Genomic DNA, 14,140 nt, shown 5'->3' with positions numbered 1-14,140 from the left:
ATACGAGAAAACGGTCATCGTTAGAAAGTATCTTTTTTCCTGTCTGCTAACAGGCATATAAACTTTTTTTTATAATCGTCCCTCGTGACCCTGTTCCTCCTGCACAATTCGAGCAATGTGAATCATCAAATATAATAATTCCTCGTTCGATATGGAGATATCCAGCATATTTTGTACGTAGGTTTTGATCATCTCCGCACACTTATATTCAAGCGGGTGCTCCTTCACCATGTGTTGAAATATAAAATCTTTCGCCGAATTGCCCAGACGCCCTTCTTGTAAACGCTGGATGAAGAATTGCAGATGTGTGACAAGTCTCACATAATGGATAGAATTTTTGTTCAATTGCATATCAAAGGTGTATTGAATCAGGTTAAAAATATCCTTTAACATCTTAACGGATTGCATCGTGCGCTCCATATTCTGTTCATGCGTTTGGGCATTCACAAAATGAAAAGCGATATTCCCTGCTTCTTCTTCCGGCAGTTCAATACCCAATTCTAGATTCAGCATCTGAACAGCTTCAACCCCCAGTTCGAACTCGACAGGATGAAACCTCTGGATCTCCCATAACATGCGATTCTGTAATGCTACACCTTTTTTCCATCGTTCAATGGCAAATGACAAGTGATCCATAAGCGTGAAGAAGATTTGATCGTCAAGAGACAGCTTTTCTTTTGCATTGTTAATCAGTTTGTTTATGACATTCACATGTTTTTCTGGCATGTTTTCGATGGTTCGTACGTAAGCCTGGGCAGACGGATTATTTTGCAGAATGAATCGTTTCTGGATGTGCTCCTCATCGAGTCGCTCGCCGACTTTGCCTTTGAATGCCAATCCTTTTCCCATGACAATCATCTCTTGCCCCTGTTCATCTTTGATCAGAAGCAAGCTGTTATTTAATATTTTGATTACTCTCATGCATTCATCACGATCCTTTATTCTTTCGTGACCGCCTGATCCGAATTTCCGATACATCTGCCATTCTGTTTAATGACCTCTTGATACCACGAGAAGCTTTTCTTCTTCAAACGCTTCAAGTCTTTCAAATCCTGTTCACCGCGGTTTACATAGATCATTCCATAACGTTTCCCATACCCCTGATGTGTGCTTACCACGTCAATAACGGACCAAGGGCAATAACCAATCACATCCACTCCATCCGTTAGAGCCAGTCTGATCTGTTCCAGATGTTTCTCGATAAAATCAATCCGGTACGTATCGTTAATGGTGTTATCTGCCTCAAGTACATCCGGGGCTCCAATGCCATTTTCCGTAATTAGAATAGGGAGACCATATCGTTCACATACCTTACGCAATGTTAGCCTTAGGCCAACCGGGTCAATGACCCAGCCATATTTCGTTTTTTCCGTATAAGGATTCTCCGCCGCCCGGTATACTCCCTGCTCGCCAAGCATAATTTGCTGATCACCCGCACGAGCTGTAACATCGGACGCATCGCCCATACTGGCGGCAATGGTTGCCGTCGAGTAGTAGTTGATTGCTACCAGATCGGGGCGGCCAGACTGGATATCTTCCATGTCACCCTGCTCAATAATCGGCTCGATGCCGCGTTCCTGTAAATAACTCCAGAATAATGGATTATACCGTCCCCACACCGATAAGTCGAGAAAACCCCATCCACGAATCGTCTCCCAGTTATGTGCAGCGACTGCATCGGCTGGTCTGGAGGTTGCCTGGTACATGGAAGTCATGTTTAAAGCAGGACCGATCTTACCTTGCGGGAGCATATCATGAAATAGTCGCATCGTTCTGCCTTGAGCTACAAACATGTGATGATTTTGCTGATACAGTTCCTTACTGGAAGGCAGGCGTCCGCCTTTTGGTGTACCAATAGCACCTGGATGGAGAATCATCGTATTTTGCTCATTAATGGTCAACCAATATTTCACTTTATGCCCGTAATGCTCAAACAAGATACGCCCATACTCGACGAAGGCATCGATCGTCCCCCGGTTGTTCCATCCTCCGGTTTTCTCAAGCTCGTAGGGTAAGTCGAAATGGTACATGGTCACAATGGGCTTAATACCATGGAGCAGCAATTCGTCAATTAATTGGTGATAAAAATCGAGTCCCTTCTCATTAACAGCCCCTGTGCCTGAAGGCAAGATTCGAGTCCATGCAATTGAAAAACGATATGCTTTGAGGCCCAGCTCTGCAAAAAGCTTCACATCTTCTCTGAATCGGTGATAGTGATCGCTAGCAACTGTGAAATCGGCAGTTCCAGCCGGATGATCACACATATCGATGACGGACAGGCCTTTGCCATCTTCGTTCCAGGCTCCCTCCACTTGATAGGCCGAGGTAGAGCCTCCCCACAGAAATTCATTGGGGAATGGTTTGATCTGTTGATATAACATCTCAAGCACTCCTTCATTTTAAATGTTGATCATGATATATGACGGACCATATTACGGTTGTTACGAAAGGTGGATAATGGTCGCTCCAACCTCCACAGGACTCTGCTTCTCCAGCTTAATGTCCGGGAAACGATCCGAATTGGCGATAATGATCGGGGTAATGACTTCATATCCTTCCGCCTTGATGGCGTCGATATCAAAGCGGATCAACAAGTCACCCCGTTGTACGCGATCCCCTACTTTAATGGAAGAGTTGAAATGTCGCCCCTTCAGGTTGACGGTATCCACTCCAATATGAATGAGCACCTCTTCTCCATCATAACCATTTAATTTGACCGCATGTTTGGAGTCCATGAAAGCCGTAACTTCACCTGCGATTGGTGCATACAGTTCTCCTTTGGCAGGAATAATGGCAGCACCCTTACCCAGTAATCCCAAAGAGAAGACATCGTCTGGTACACGGTCTAGATGGACTAATTCCCCTTGCATCGGGCTGGCGATCGTAAGTGGGCGTAATTCATTTTGGCTCGGTACATTTGCATTTGTTATTGTAGAAGACTGTGTGTTTGGGTTGTTGTCTTGAACAGGCTGCCCGGAAAGCGTCTTGTCATCGTTAACGTTGGAATTGTCTTCTTCTTCATCGTCCACTGGATCTTCAAAACCAATGATCCATGTCAGAGCAAAGGTAACGATAAAAGCGATCAGACAAGTCACAATGGCATGAACGATGTTCATCGGATTGCTGCCAATGAATGCAGGTAACGCGGCAAGCCCTGGAGACACGAAGGCATAACGTACTAATCCTGTCAGACCAGCGTATATCCCTGCTACACCACCACCAATCATTGCGGCAATTAAGGGTTTCTTCAGTTTCAGCGTTACACCGTACAAGGATGGTTCCGTGATGCCCAGCACAGCGGTGAAACCGGATGAAGCAGCGAGCTGTTTCAGTTTTTTGTTTTTTGTTTTCAATGCTACAGCAAGGGTGGCCCCACCTTGAGCAATATTGGACGCGAGCATTCCTGGACCATTGATCATTTCATATCCATTTTTGGTCAGTTGGCTGGTTGCAATCGGTGTCATGGCCCATGCGGTACCTGTTACGATCAGGAATGGTTGTAAAGTTCCCATTAACAAAGGAATCAGCCAACTGGCTCTGGCATTAATCGCTTCTGCACCCATCGCAACCAGATCATTCAGGTACGTTCCGAAAGGCCCAATCGCCACCAATGCAAGTGGTGCTGTAATCAATAGTACAATCATTGGTTTCGTGAAAAATTTGATCATCGAGGGCGATACCCGATCCGCGAAACGTTCAATATAGGACATGAGCCAAACGACGATAATAATTGGCAGCACGGAGCCCGCGTAATCGGTTAGTCGAACTGGCACACCGATGAAAAACACGTCTTTTCCTTCCGCCATCAGGGCGCTCCATCCCGGATGTAATAACACGCCCGCAACTGTCATCGCCAGAATGGGGCTAGTTTCAAATTTAATGGAAGCTCCATAAGCCAGCAGAATTGGCATGAAATAAAAAGCCGCGTCCGCAATGGTATTAAGGATATAGTAGTTTTGGCTTTCCGTCGTTACGAGGCCTGTCAGCACAAGTACGGCTAATATTGCTTTGATCATACCGGCGCCAATGATTGCCGGAATTACCGGAGTAAATGTTGTTGAGATCACGCTGATGAATCTGGAGATCCAGCTCTGTTTTTGCTTTGGTCCGTTATTTTTGCCAGAAACCGATTTGGAGTCCGTACTTCGGGTTGCCGAACCTATCTGTTGAGTAATAACACGGTAGACCTGCTGCACCTCATTGCCCACAACGACCTGATATTGCCCGCCATTATTCACAACGGTAATGACACCTGGAAGTGCTTTAAGTTTTTCTGTCTCCGCTTTGGAGATGTCGTGCAGTTCGAACCGAAGTCGGGTTGCGCAGTGCGTAAGCCGAGCGATATTATCCTTCTTCCCAACCAATTCCGTTATCTCTTGTCCCAACTTGCGATAATCCATACGAATGCCTCATTTCTGAATTTGGATATAAAAAAGACCAAAACGATATGCCTTCCCCTACTCACATAAGGAAAATGCAAAATCATTTTGGTCATGCCTGCTTTACCAGTAACAGCCAAACACTGCTAATATTCAATTCGTTATCGATGTAAACGTTTACTGGATCATAATATCACACAATAAATTAGTTAGCAATCACTTTATTCGACATTTTTCTGCAATTTAATTTGCTTGATTCGACTTGATTATTAGCGGCCTTCTATAGGCTTCCACCCATTCCCCTTCTCACTTGCCTACATACAATACATTAGACTAATGAACAGGAGTGATATGATATGACATTTTTACCTCCTTTTGGACCTGGTGGAGGGTTCGGCGGACCTGGGGGTCCCGGAGGACCAGGAGGACCCGGCGGATTTCCTGGTCCGCCATCGTTCCCCGGGGGTGGAGGCGGCGGACCACAAGGCGTGCAGGCACCTACAGGGCCGCCACCATCATTCATTCCACAGCAACCCGCTTCGTTATATGCGGTAGATCCAAGAGCCATATCCGGCTGTCTGTTTCGCTACACATATATTTGGCCGGATCGTGGTCCCGGCTTCTGGATGTACCCAGTATTTGTAGGTAGAAATTCGGTGGCTGGCTTCCGTTGGAATGGCTTCTTCTGGCTATACACCGGCATTGATCTGCAGCGAATCAGCTCGTTTAGCTGTTTCTAGAAGTAAATCCCCCTGTATGCGGATTAATCCACATACAGGGGGATTTAGATTTATGGAATATTCACCTTGTCTAAAGCAACTTAATCAGCTTTTCCAGCTCATCAACCAAACTCTTTGCAAGTTCAAAATTAGTATCTTTTAAAGCCAATTCAATTTTCATTTCAACAGACTTTTTCTTTTGTTCATTTTCTAGATAGTTTTCATCAAAATGACTCGTATAAATCATCTGTCTAAATTCTTCTATACTCATTTTACTAATCGTTTTGTCCTCGATAATTAAAACATAATCCATACCATTTACAACCGAATAGAAATCATGAGAAATCATGATAATCGCACCTTTGTAGTCCTCAATGGCTTTCTCCAATGCGATTTGTGTATAGATGTCTAAATGGCTTGTCGGTTCATCCAGGAGCAATACGTTGGCCTGACTGGCAGAAACTTTAGCCAATTGAAGCATGTTTTTTTCTCCGCCAGATAACGATTCAATCTTTTGATCAAGGATTTCTCCTTCAAAGCCATAGTTTGGAAGATACGATCTAATTTCATCATACGTTTGAAAGCCGGAATCAATGAATTCATTAAGGATGGTATTCGAATCTTTTAGCATTTCGCCTTGAACCTGAGATAAATAGGCCACTTTAACATCAGCATTTATTTCAATGGAATCCTGATTATTTTTTAAGATTTCTCGGAGTAAAGTCGTTTTCCCGGTACCGTTAGGACCGATCAGGGCTACTTTATCTGTTGATTTGATCTCAAAGTTCACATTTTCCAAAAGCAACTCGTCAAAGGAAACGCTATAATTATTGACGTTAACCACAACGGTGTCTTCCATTTCCTTATCGATCCCAAAACGGATATTCGGCTGTTTGATATCGACAAATGGCTCTTTTATTCGACGTGCTTCCAATCTCTCTTGAAACTTGACTCTGGCTTTTAACGCTCTGCCTCTGGAGGCTTCCGAATTATACGTGGCGATCTCTCTAAGATTGTCGATGATGTGATCATATCTCTCAATTTCTTCAGCTTCAGCAACCGCGATTTCTTGCAGTTCGATCTTAGACTGAAGCAGTGAGAAGTTGTAATCGATATATCGCCCGTCAAACTCTTGGAGCTCTGTGTTTTCTAGGTGTATGATTTTGTTGAAACAATGGTTCAACAGATATCGGTTGTGCGTAACGACCAGCAACATTCCCTTGTGTGTGTTAATCAATTTTTTAAGCGCGTTCAGGTTTTCAAAGTCTAAAAATACATCAGGTTCGTCCATTATCATGAAGTCTGGACGATTCAGCATTTCCTTCATCACTTGAATAAGTTTGAATTCCCCACCGCTTATTGTGGATATACTAAGATCTTTGAGCTTCATGAGGTTGGCAAGGTTTAACTGTTTATTGATGTTTTTTTCGAAATTGTCCCCATCCATCGCTTCGAAGGCATCCAAAGCCAATTGAAGCTTTTCCATCAGGGAATCCATATCCGATGTGGTGGCCATCTCCGCATAAATCGCTGTAATTTCATCTTGTATCTTGATGAATTCTTCTGCGATATATTCAAAAACGGTCATATCTTTTGTTTTGTCTACTTGCAAAAACTGACTCACATACCCGATTCTGCAATCGGGGTCTATCTCTAACTTGCCCTCGAACAAATATCGTTCCGGATCCATCAGGATATCGATCAATGTACTTTTCCCACTGCCGCTTGTTCCGATAAAAGCACAATGTTGTGCTTCTTCAAACGTAAATGAAATGTTTTTATATAGTTCCTTTTGTGGAAATGAGAAGGATAGGTTTTCAACTTTTATCATAGTGTTACCTTTCTTTATAACTAAATTGGTGGCTAATATTAAATATATTGTCGAACACAGACTTTTAGAGTAACACTGTTTACCACCAAGTACAATTGATTTTTAGCCCTTACCCTCACTTTGAAACTCTAATACGTTCTATAGAATGATGGCTAGTGGACGGTGGTTACTTCATAAAACACTACTGACATACCGTTGTCAGTAGTGTTTTTGTATAGTTGGAGTAAGCAATTGTAAAGGAGTAAAAGTAAATGCGAAGTGTTTTTGGTCCAAAATGTATTACTTATTATAGGAAGGATGATATCTCGTGAATTTTGCTTCTGTGCGAATCATTACTGATGACGTGGATCGTCTCGTCGAGTTCTATGAGAAAATTACGGGTGTTTCAGCAAAACGCCATGCACCTGTCTTTGCCGAACTCGTTATGCCATCGTGCACTATAGCGATCGGCCACTCCCAGACGGTGCAACTGTTTGGCACTGGTTCCGCTGTGGCGGCCAACAATCGTACTGTCATTATTGAGTTCCACGTCCACGATGTCGATGCTGAATACGAGCGCTTGAAGCCGTTTGTCGATGAGTGGGTAAAGGAACCTACCACAATGCCGTGGGGGAATCGTGCTGTGCTGTTTCGCGATCCTGACGGTAATCTGGTTAATCTCTTCACGCCGGTGACCGAGGAAGCAATCCAACGGTTCAGTGGTAGGCTATAAAGGACAGTTGAAATGAGCTACCATAGGGAGGCATGCTTTCTAACGATCTCAATAAATGCTTCTACTTGGGGAGAGATCCACTTGTTTTTGGGATACAGCAACTGCGTAGCTAGATTTTGTTTGTACTGCTGACCTGAAAGTTTTTCTTCCTTCAGCTCCTTCTCTACCGTAATTCGAGGTAACAAAGATATACCCATACCGCTCAATATTGACTGTTTCACAGCTTCAATACTCCAGAATTCAATATTGGAAGTAATCCCAATCTGATACTCCTCAATGCATTGTTCAAACAATGTGCGATAACCGCAACCTCTTTCGGTAAAAAGTAAATTGCTTCGCACAATGTCCCGTTGTAGCTCAAATGAATTGGGATACAACAGCATCATGGGTTCCTCAGCCAATTTCTCACTGTACAGATTGGGATCATGCACCTCTGTCCCCAACATGAAGGAAATATCACTTTTACCTTGCATCAAATTCTCTTTATAATGTACGGAATCTAATTGGTGCCATTCGATATTGACATGGGGATGCAATTTTTTGAACTCTTCAATAATAGGAGGAAAACGATAGATCAATAACGTTTCCCCAATACTGATCACGATATTACCCGTTAATTCCCCTTGTGCAGCAGTCACTTCTTTAATCAACTGATACAGATCAAGCATTTTTTGGGCATGTGGCAACAATGTTTTCCCAGTCTCCGTTAAAATAACCCGCTTACCAATTCGATCAAATAAAGGATAGTTAATCTCCTCTTCCAATGCCTTGATATGCAATGTAATTGTAGATTGTGCGTATCCAAGATGCTCAGCAGCTTTGGTAAATCCCTCGTGTTCCACAATTGTAATAAATGTGACCAAATGACGTATTTCCATCATTGGCTCCCTTCTTTTTAACATCATTAAAACTGATCGTTTACATATAAACTATCAATTTCACTAATGGAAAGCAATCGTTTATATTCAATGTAGCTCATTAAGAGCCCATTTCATTTTTAATCTCAATCGTTTATGGAAGGGAGTAATCACTATGCAAACAGCAGCAACGTCATCCATCTTGATTAATGGATATCGAATCGCTTATGAACAATATGGAGAAGGCTCTCCCATATGGCTCCTTCACGGAACACCCTCTTATAGTTATGAATGGAGAAAAGTAATACCCTCCCTGGTTCAAAAAGGGTACAAAGTCTACGTTCATGACCTTCTTGGATATGGAGCATCCGAAAGACCACTCGAAGCAGATACTTCTGTGGCAGCACAATATACGCTTTTTAGTCAACTTTTAGACGAACTCGGAATGGATCGTTTACATGTCGCAGCCCACGATCTAGGTGGAATTGTTGGCCTCCAACTGGCTCAGGAACAACCTGAGCGTGTACAATCGCTTACGTTACTCAACATGCCCAGCTATGATTCGTGGCCCTCACCAACCTGGAAGAAAATTATCGAAGAACAGCTTGAACAGGTTGAACGAATGTCTCGTACTGATTTTGATAACATGCTAAAGAAACAATTACCCATGGCAGTGTATAATAAAGAGCTTATGACTGGCGATACACTGGATGCATATCTGGAACCCCATGCAGGTTCACTGGGGAAAGCCTCTTTTTTCTCCCATCAGGTAGCTCACTATAATGCAAAATATACTGAATCCTATGGAACAGATTTACCCAAGCTGAAGGTTCCCATTCAAATTTTATGGGGCGAGGAAGATGAATGGCAGCCCCTCGCTTATGCAAAGAGGCTTGTCCAGGATATTCCCCATGCCTGCCTACATGTCATTCCCAAAGCTGGTCATTTCGTAATGGAAGATGAGCCGGGGCAATGTTCAGATTATATCGACCGTTTCTGCAATGAACATCCATGAGTAGGTTTGTATATTGAACAGAATATCTTAGAGAAAATTAAGCGTTCCACTGGCATAAAGCTGGTGGAGCTTTTTTGGTTAATGACAACGTTTCTTGATGCAAGACGTAACTTCTACATTCGGTTTGGTGCACTTGCACCACAAATGATCATATTCTCCTGCGTATACGTATATGTATATACAAATTTAGTGTTAGTCTTCATTTCCCTCTTCAATTTTACGATAAATAGTATGGGGTTATACAAATAACCATATTTTCTTTATTACATCCAAGGGGGAACCGAACGTGAGACAGACTCGCAAAAAAAAGATGGATTTAAGGTTTAAACTGTATTTGATTATTCTGGTTCCGCTACTGGCCATGGGCGGTCTAATCATATGGAGCACCATCGACTCCAGTGAAAATGCATCATTAATGACCATGCAGCATAACAATCAGAAGCTGGCTGTGAATACCGCCTCTCAACTAGGTCAGGAGTCGGAATTAATTAAGACATTATCTTCTACTGCTTCAGAGGAGAGCAACGAATATAAAAGTCTTAGGGACGAACTCGTTAAAGTTAGGCTTCAATCGGGAGCCTTGTATGTTTATATGTATAACAAAACTTCGGACGGGTGGATCTACACCGTAGATGGAGCGAATTGGGACGATACGGAATATAGCCCTTACGGAACTGCAATGGAATTTAATCCCCAGATTCAGGAACGTTTATTACGCGGTGAAGTCGTCACAACAGGCATTGTAGACGATCCAACCTGGGGCCAGCTATTGTCCTCCTTTACACCAATCAAGGATTCGCAAGGTACTGTCATTGGCTATCTGGGCATTGATATTTCTGCTGAAGCAGTGAATCAAGTCTCCGCGACATCTGTGAATAATGCTTATCAGACGATTATCCCGATTTTTATGGTTGTACTGATTCTTTCTTTGGTCATGATGTTATTCGTAGTTAGAGGCATTCTCAGACAAGTACGCGATATTAAGTCAAGCCTCGAACAGGTTGCTGATGGGAATCTTACAGTCGTATCCACACATATGTCCAATGATCAACTCGGTGACATCAGTGATTTGATTAACATCATGGTTGCCCAATTGACGAACATTCTGATGGGAATACAGCAAGGATCAAATACGTTACAGCAGTCATCAAAAGATATTTCGGAAACCGCTCAGACAAACCAGCGTCAGAGCGAAGAACTTTCCAGAGCAATTGAGGAGATTGCCATAGGTTCAATGAAACAGGCTGAAGAGACAGAACATTCCGTCCAGCATTCAGAGAGTCTCGGCAAAATAATGGATGAAGTAGGTTCATATGTGAAACAGTTTACTTATACTTCAGAGCAGCTATCTTCTGTTCAAGTACAAGTTACACGTGAACATGAGGTTCTGCTTGAGAAGGGTCGAGAGAATGCCAAGCGTGTTGAGCATCAACAGGATATTTCCAGGTCTCTGACGACTCAATCCGAACTCGCCTCCTCTATTAGCGGTCAAATTCACAACATTTTAAAACAAACTCAAATTCTATCCCTGAATGCTTCAATTGAAGCGGCCCGAGCTGGAGAAGCGGGTAAAGGCTTTGCAGTCGTTGCAGGTGAAATGGGACAGCTCGCTCAACAATCCGAACGTTCGATCCAGGAGATTGATGAGATCCTGGGTTCATTTGTTCAAGAGATACATCGGATGGGCAATCATTTTGATGCGAATATGGTAGCTGTTAAGGAACAGGAGAAACAAATCGCTGATTGTCTCCAGGCATTTGGACAGGTTAGCCGCTTATCGACCGAAGTGCATGAGTTGGCTCAGAGTTTAGACAGCCGGACGATGGATATGCACTCTATTCGTCAGGAGTTGGAACAGAATCTCAGTTATATTGCTTCCGCAACCGAGGAAACTTCAGCCATGGCCGAAGAAGTCACGGCTAGTGCTGTGGAGCAGCAGCGATCGGCAAGCGAACTGTCGAACATCTCCGGGGAACTCGCCGGTCTTGCAGGCAACCTCAAATCATATTCCGATCAATTTCAGATCGAAGTCACTAAATAAGTTCCCAATCTCACTAAGGGTGTTGTTAGATGACAACTTAGAATCGCCAGAATATAACTTTCTTGGAGCGTTAATTTTTCGGAGGACTCAGGGTTATGATCAGCACATAGAATGACCGTGTTCTTGTCCTATATCACGTTGACTTATTAACGATTCCTCATTTATAATTCGGACATTAAGAGCCTGGCAGACATGACTTACCATGGATGATTGGGATATCGATCTGTAAACAATCTCAAACTCAACAGTGAAAGATGTGAGGAATTATGAGTAAAGAGAAGTTATACTACGGTAAAGATATCGAGGTTATGTTTAATTCGGATGTCTGCATTCATTCCGGTATTTGCGTAAAGGGCCTCCCTGCTGTTTTTGATTTGAGCAAGCGTCCTTGGGTTGATCCTGATGGTGACACTTCGGAGGCCATTGCCCGGCATATTGACACATGTCCAAGCGGAGCATTGACGTATAAGCTTCTGAACGATGAATACTTAACAAAGAAAGAGGATGAACATGCATAACGTAGAACATGAACCTGCCAATAAAAGATTCCTTATTCAAGATAACGGTGACATTGCTGCGGTGATGACCTATGTAATCTCGAGTCCAGAGCTATACATCATTGATCACACTTTGGTGGAAAATGCTTACCGAGGACAAGGGCTTGGCGATGAACTTATCAAAGCGATGGTGGAACACGCGCGGGAAAACGGTATTAAAATTTTACCTTTATGCCCGTTTGCCAAGGGACGTTTCGAACGTATCTCTGAATACGCGGATGTTCTCCATCAATAAAGCGAATATTCGCAGCTGATTTTATATGGTTACACAACAATAAAAGGCGTCTATATCATTCAGACCATGATATAGACGCCTTTTTACGTATCCTACTTATACTTTATCGCTTAAACCAACCATGGTTTCGAACGGTCGCAACACCAGTGGCAGCAAGCCATTCTCATAGTTGGTAAGCCAGATCTCTGAAAAGTTGAGGCCAAGCTCATCTTCCTCAAGCTCCACGATGTGTTCAGTAAGGTTGATTACTACCAGCACCTGTTCGTCTGCCAGTGTACGTGTATATGCATATATACTCGGATGATCCGGCATAAGAAGCTCATAAATACCATAAGTCAACGTATCGTGCTCTTTTCGCAGCTGAATCATTTTTTTATAAAAGTGAAGGATGGAACCTGGTTCCTGGAGTTGTTTCTCTACATTAATATGGATGTAATTATCATTCACCTTCAGCCATGGCGTACCGCTGGTAAACCCGGCCTCTTTGGCCGAAGACCATTGCATCGGCGTTCTGGAGTTATCGCGACTCGAAGCCCAGATGATGTTCATGATCTCCTCATGCGACATCCCCTCTTCGCGTTTGATCTGATATAAATTCCGATCGGCTATGTCGTTATAATCCTCTATCGAAGGGTAAGCCACGTTTGTCATGCCTATCTCTTGCCCCTGATATATGAATGGAGTGCCTTGCATGAAAAAGTACATGGCTCCAAGTGCTGTGGCACTTTCATACCAATACTCCGTATCATTTCCCCAAGATGAAACTTTGCGAGGCTGATCGTGATTTTCAATAAATAAAGCATTCCAGCCGACGCCTTCCAGTGATTTTTGCCACTTCGTCAAGACGTTTTTCAATTTGGGAACATCCAGTTGCCTGTCTGTGCTATTTTTCCAAAGATCCAGGTGTTCGAATTGAAAGACCATATTAAATTTCCCTCTGACTTCACAGATCCAATCCAGCAGATCTTCTTGGTCCTCGACCTTAACTCCATTTGCTTCCCCAACAGTCACGACGTCATATCTGGATAATGTATTCTCTTTCATTTCTTGCAGATAACTCTGGATTCCCTTGACATTCATATGCTTTTCAAATGAAGAGACGTACTTGACGCCTTCTCGGATTGGCATATCCAAGAGACCCTCTTCTTTGTGAATATGGCTGATTGCATCCACACGGAAACCATCAATCCCTTTATCTAGCCACCAGTTCATCATTTCATATATGGATTTCCGAACTTCCTGATTTGCCCAATTCAAGTCTGGTTGTTTCTTGGAGAACAGATGGAGATAGTATTGTCCGGAGACTTCATCATATTCCCAAGCAGAACCGCCAAAGATGCTCTCCCAGTTATTTGGTTCCTCTCCATTCTTCCCATCTCTCCAGATGTACCAATCTCGTTTGGGGTTATCCAGTGAAGCTCTGGATTCAATAAACCACGGGTGTTCGTCACTTGTATGATTGATCACCAAGTCCATAATGAGTTTCATGCCGCGAAGATGAACTTCATTCAGTAATTGATCAAAGTCCGCCATCGTGCCGAATTCATCCATAATGGAACAGTAATCGCTGATGTCATAACCATTATCGTCGTTAGGGGACTTATACATTGGACAGATCCATATCAGATCAATACCGAGATCTTGAATATAATCCAGTTTAGATATGATCCCCTGGATGTCACCAACTCCATCTCCGTTGGAATCCATAAAACTTCTCGGATAGATTTGATAAGCTACTGCTTCTTTCCACCATACTCTTTTCATTGAATATAATCCTTCTTTCTTGAGAACTGA

12 protein-coding genes are annotated in these 14,140 nt (G+C 43.0%); 6 read left to right on the top strand and 6 right to left on the bottom strand.

Annotation, left to right across the window (positions count from 1 at the left end; all coding sequences use genetic code 11):
- Window positions 1-69 precede the first annotated feature (69 nt).
- From BS614_RS19710 to BS614_RS19700, 3 genes are read right to left on the bottom strand one after another with little or no spacing between them, the layout of a single operon-like run.
- Window positions 70-921, bottom strand: a complete 852-nt coding sequence (locus BS614_RS19710) for a PRD domain-containing protein (protein ID WP_074096915.1) — start codon at window positions 919-921, stop codon at window positions 70-72.
- Window positions 922-938: 17 nt separating this feature from the next.
- The gene (locus BS614_RS19705) at window positions 939-2,381 is read right to left on the bottom strand and encodes a glycoside hydrolase family 1 protein (protein ID WP_074095245.1); all 1,443 of its coding nucleotides are present in this window, start codon (window positions 2,379-2,381) and stop codon (window positions 939-941) included.
- A gap of 60 nt (window positions 2,382-2,441) precedes the next feature.
- Complete coding sequence (locus BS614_RS19700) at window positions 2,442-4,400, bottom strand: beta-glucoside-specific PTS transporter subunit IIABC (protein ID WP_074095244.1); 1,959 nt, start codon at window positions 4,398-4,400, stop codon at window positions 2,442-2,444.
- Window positions 4,401-4,735: 335 nt separating this feature from the next.
- On the opposite strand from BS614_RS19700, the gene BS614_RS31950 reads away from it, so the two are divergent.
- Window positions 4,736-5,119: a hypothetical protein gene (locus BS614_RS31950; RefSeq protein WP_047843165.1), complete on the top strand. Its 384-nt coding sequence runs from the start codon at window positions 4,736-4,738 to the stop codon at window positions 5,117-5,119.
- 70 nt (window positions 5,120-5,189) lie between these two features.
- Here BS614_RS31950 and BS614_RS19690 read toward each other — a convergent pair whose 3' ends face one another.
- Complete coding sequence (locus BS614_RS19690) at window positions 5,190-6,929, bottom strand: ABC-F family ATP-binding cassette domain-containing protein (RefSeq protein WP_074095243.1); 1,740 nt, start codon at window positions 6,927-6,929, stop codon at window positions 5,190-5,192.
- Between the two features lie 307 nt (window positions 6,930-7,236).
- Between BS614_RS19690 and BS614_RS19685 the strand changes: the two genes are divergently transcribed.
- Complete coding sequence (locus BS614_RS19685; RefSeq protein WP_074095242.1) at window positions 7,237-7,641, top strand: VOC family protein; 405 nt, start codon at window positions 7,237-7,239, stop codon at window positions 7,639-7,641.
- 17 nt (window positions 7,642-7,658) lie between these two features.
- Here BS614_RS19685 and BS614_RS19680 read toward each other — a convergent pair whose 3' ends face one another.
- Window positions 7,659-8,522, bottom strand: a complete 864-nt coding sequence (locus tag BS614_RS19680; RefSeq protein WP_084174620.1) for a LysR family transcriptional regulator — start codon at window positions 8,520-8,522, stop codon at window positions 7,659-7,661.
- Between the two features lie 151 nt (window positions 8,523-8,673).
- Here BS614_RS19680 and BS614_RS19675 point away from each other — a divergent pair, with 151 nt between their 5' ends.
- From BS614_RS19675 to BS614_RS19660, 4 genes are all read left to right on the top strand, one after another.
- Complete coding sequence (locus BS614_RS19675) at window positions 8,674-9,513, top strand: alpha/beta fold hydrolase (protein ID WP_074095240.1); 840 nt, start codon at window positions 8,674-8,676, stop codon at window positions 9,511-9,513.
- A 286-nt stretch (window positions 9,514-9,799) separates the two neighbouring features.
- Window positions 9,800-11,554, top strand: coding sequence for a methyl-accepting chemotaxis protein (locus tag BS614_RS19670; protein WP_074095239.1), 1,755 nt, complete (start codon window positions 9,800-9,802; stop codon window positions 11,552-11,554).
- A gap of 266 nt (window positions 11,555-11,820) precedes the next feature.
- A complete protein-coding gene (locus tag BS614_RS19665; protein WP_074095238.1) occupies window positions 11,821-12,072 on the top strand; it encodes a (4Fe-4S)-binding protein in 252 nt (83 codons plus the stop codon).
- Window positions 12,065-12,346 carry a GNAT family N-acetyltransferase gene (locus BS614_RS19660; protein ID WP_074095237.1) on the top strand — a complete coding sequence of 94 codons (282 nt, stop codon included), beginning with the start codon at window positions 12,065-12,067 and terminating at the stop codon, window positions 12,344-12,346. Before BS614_RS19665 ends, BS614_RS19660 begins: the two co-directional genes overlap by 8 nt.
- A gap of 96 nt (window positions 12,347-12,442) precedes the next feature.
- On the opposite strand, the gene BS614_RS19655 is transcribed toward BS614_RS19660, so the two are convergent.
- Entirely contained in the window at window positions 12,443-14,110 is a 1,668-nt protein-coding gene (locus tag BS614_RS19655) for a glycoside hydrolase family 13 protein (protein WP_074095236.1), read from the bottom strand.
- Window positions 14,111-14,140: the final 30 nt, after the last annotated feature.

The organism is Paenibacillus xylanexedens (assembly GCF_001908275.1).
GTDB lineage: Bacteria > Bacillota > Bacilli > Paenibacillales > Paenibacillaceae > Paenibacillus > Paenibacillus xylanexedens_A.
Note: the sequence above shows the minus strand (reverse complement) of the source record. Positions and strands in the feature narration are given on the sequence as shown.

Bases quoted from the DNA above. Each gene is read 5' to 3' on its own strand.
- BS614_RS19690 (WP_074095243.1), bottom strand. From the start codon at position 6,929: ATGATAAAAGTTGAAAACCTATCCTTCTCATTTCCACAAAAGGAACTA.
- BS614_RS19705 (WP_074095245.1), bottom strand. From the start codon at position 2,381: ATGTTATATCAACAGATCAAACCATTCCCCAATGAATTTCTGTGGGGA.
- BS614_RS19660 (WP_074095237.1), top strand. From the start codon at position 12,065: ATGCATAACGTAGAACATGAACCTGCCAATAAAAGATTCCTTATTCAA.
- BS614_RS19710 (WP_074096915.1), bottom strand. From the start codon at position 921: ATGAGAGTAATCAAAATATTAAATAACAGCTTGCTTCTGATCAAAGAT.
- BS614_RS19655 (WP_074095236.1), bottom strand. From the start codon at position 14,110: ATGAAAAGAGTATGGTGGAAAGAAGCAGTAGCTTATCAAATCTATCCG.
- BS614_RS19675 (WP_074095240.1), top strand. From the start codon at position 8,674: ATGCAAACAGCAGCAACGTCATCCATCTTGATTAATGGATATCGAATC.
- BS614_RS19680 (WP_084174620.1), bottom strand. From the start codon at position 8,522: ATGATGGAAATACGTCATTTGGTCACATTTATTACAATTGTGGAACAC.
- BS614_RS19700 (WP_074095244.1), bottom strand. From the start codon at position 4,400: ATGGATTATCGCAAGTTGGGACAAGAGATAACGGAATTGGTTGGGAAG.
- BS614_RS31950 (WP_047843165.1), top strand. From the start codon at position 4,736: ATGACATTTTTACCTCCTTTTGGACCTGGTGGAGGGTTCGGCGGACCT.
- BS614_RS19665 (WP_074095238.1), top strand. From the start codon at position 11,821: ATGAGTAAAGAGAAGTTATACTACGGTAAAGATATCGAGGTTATGTTT.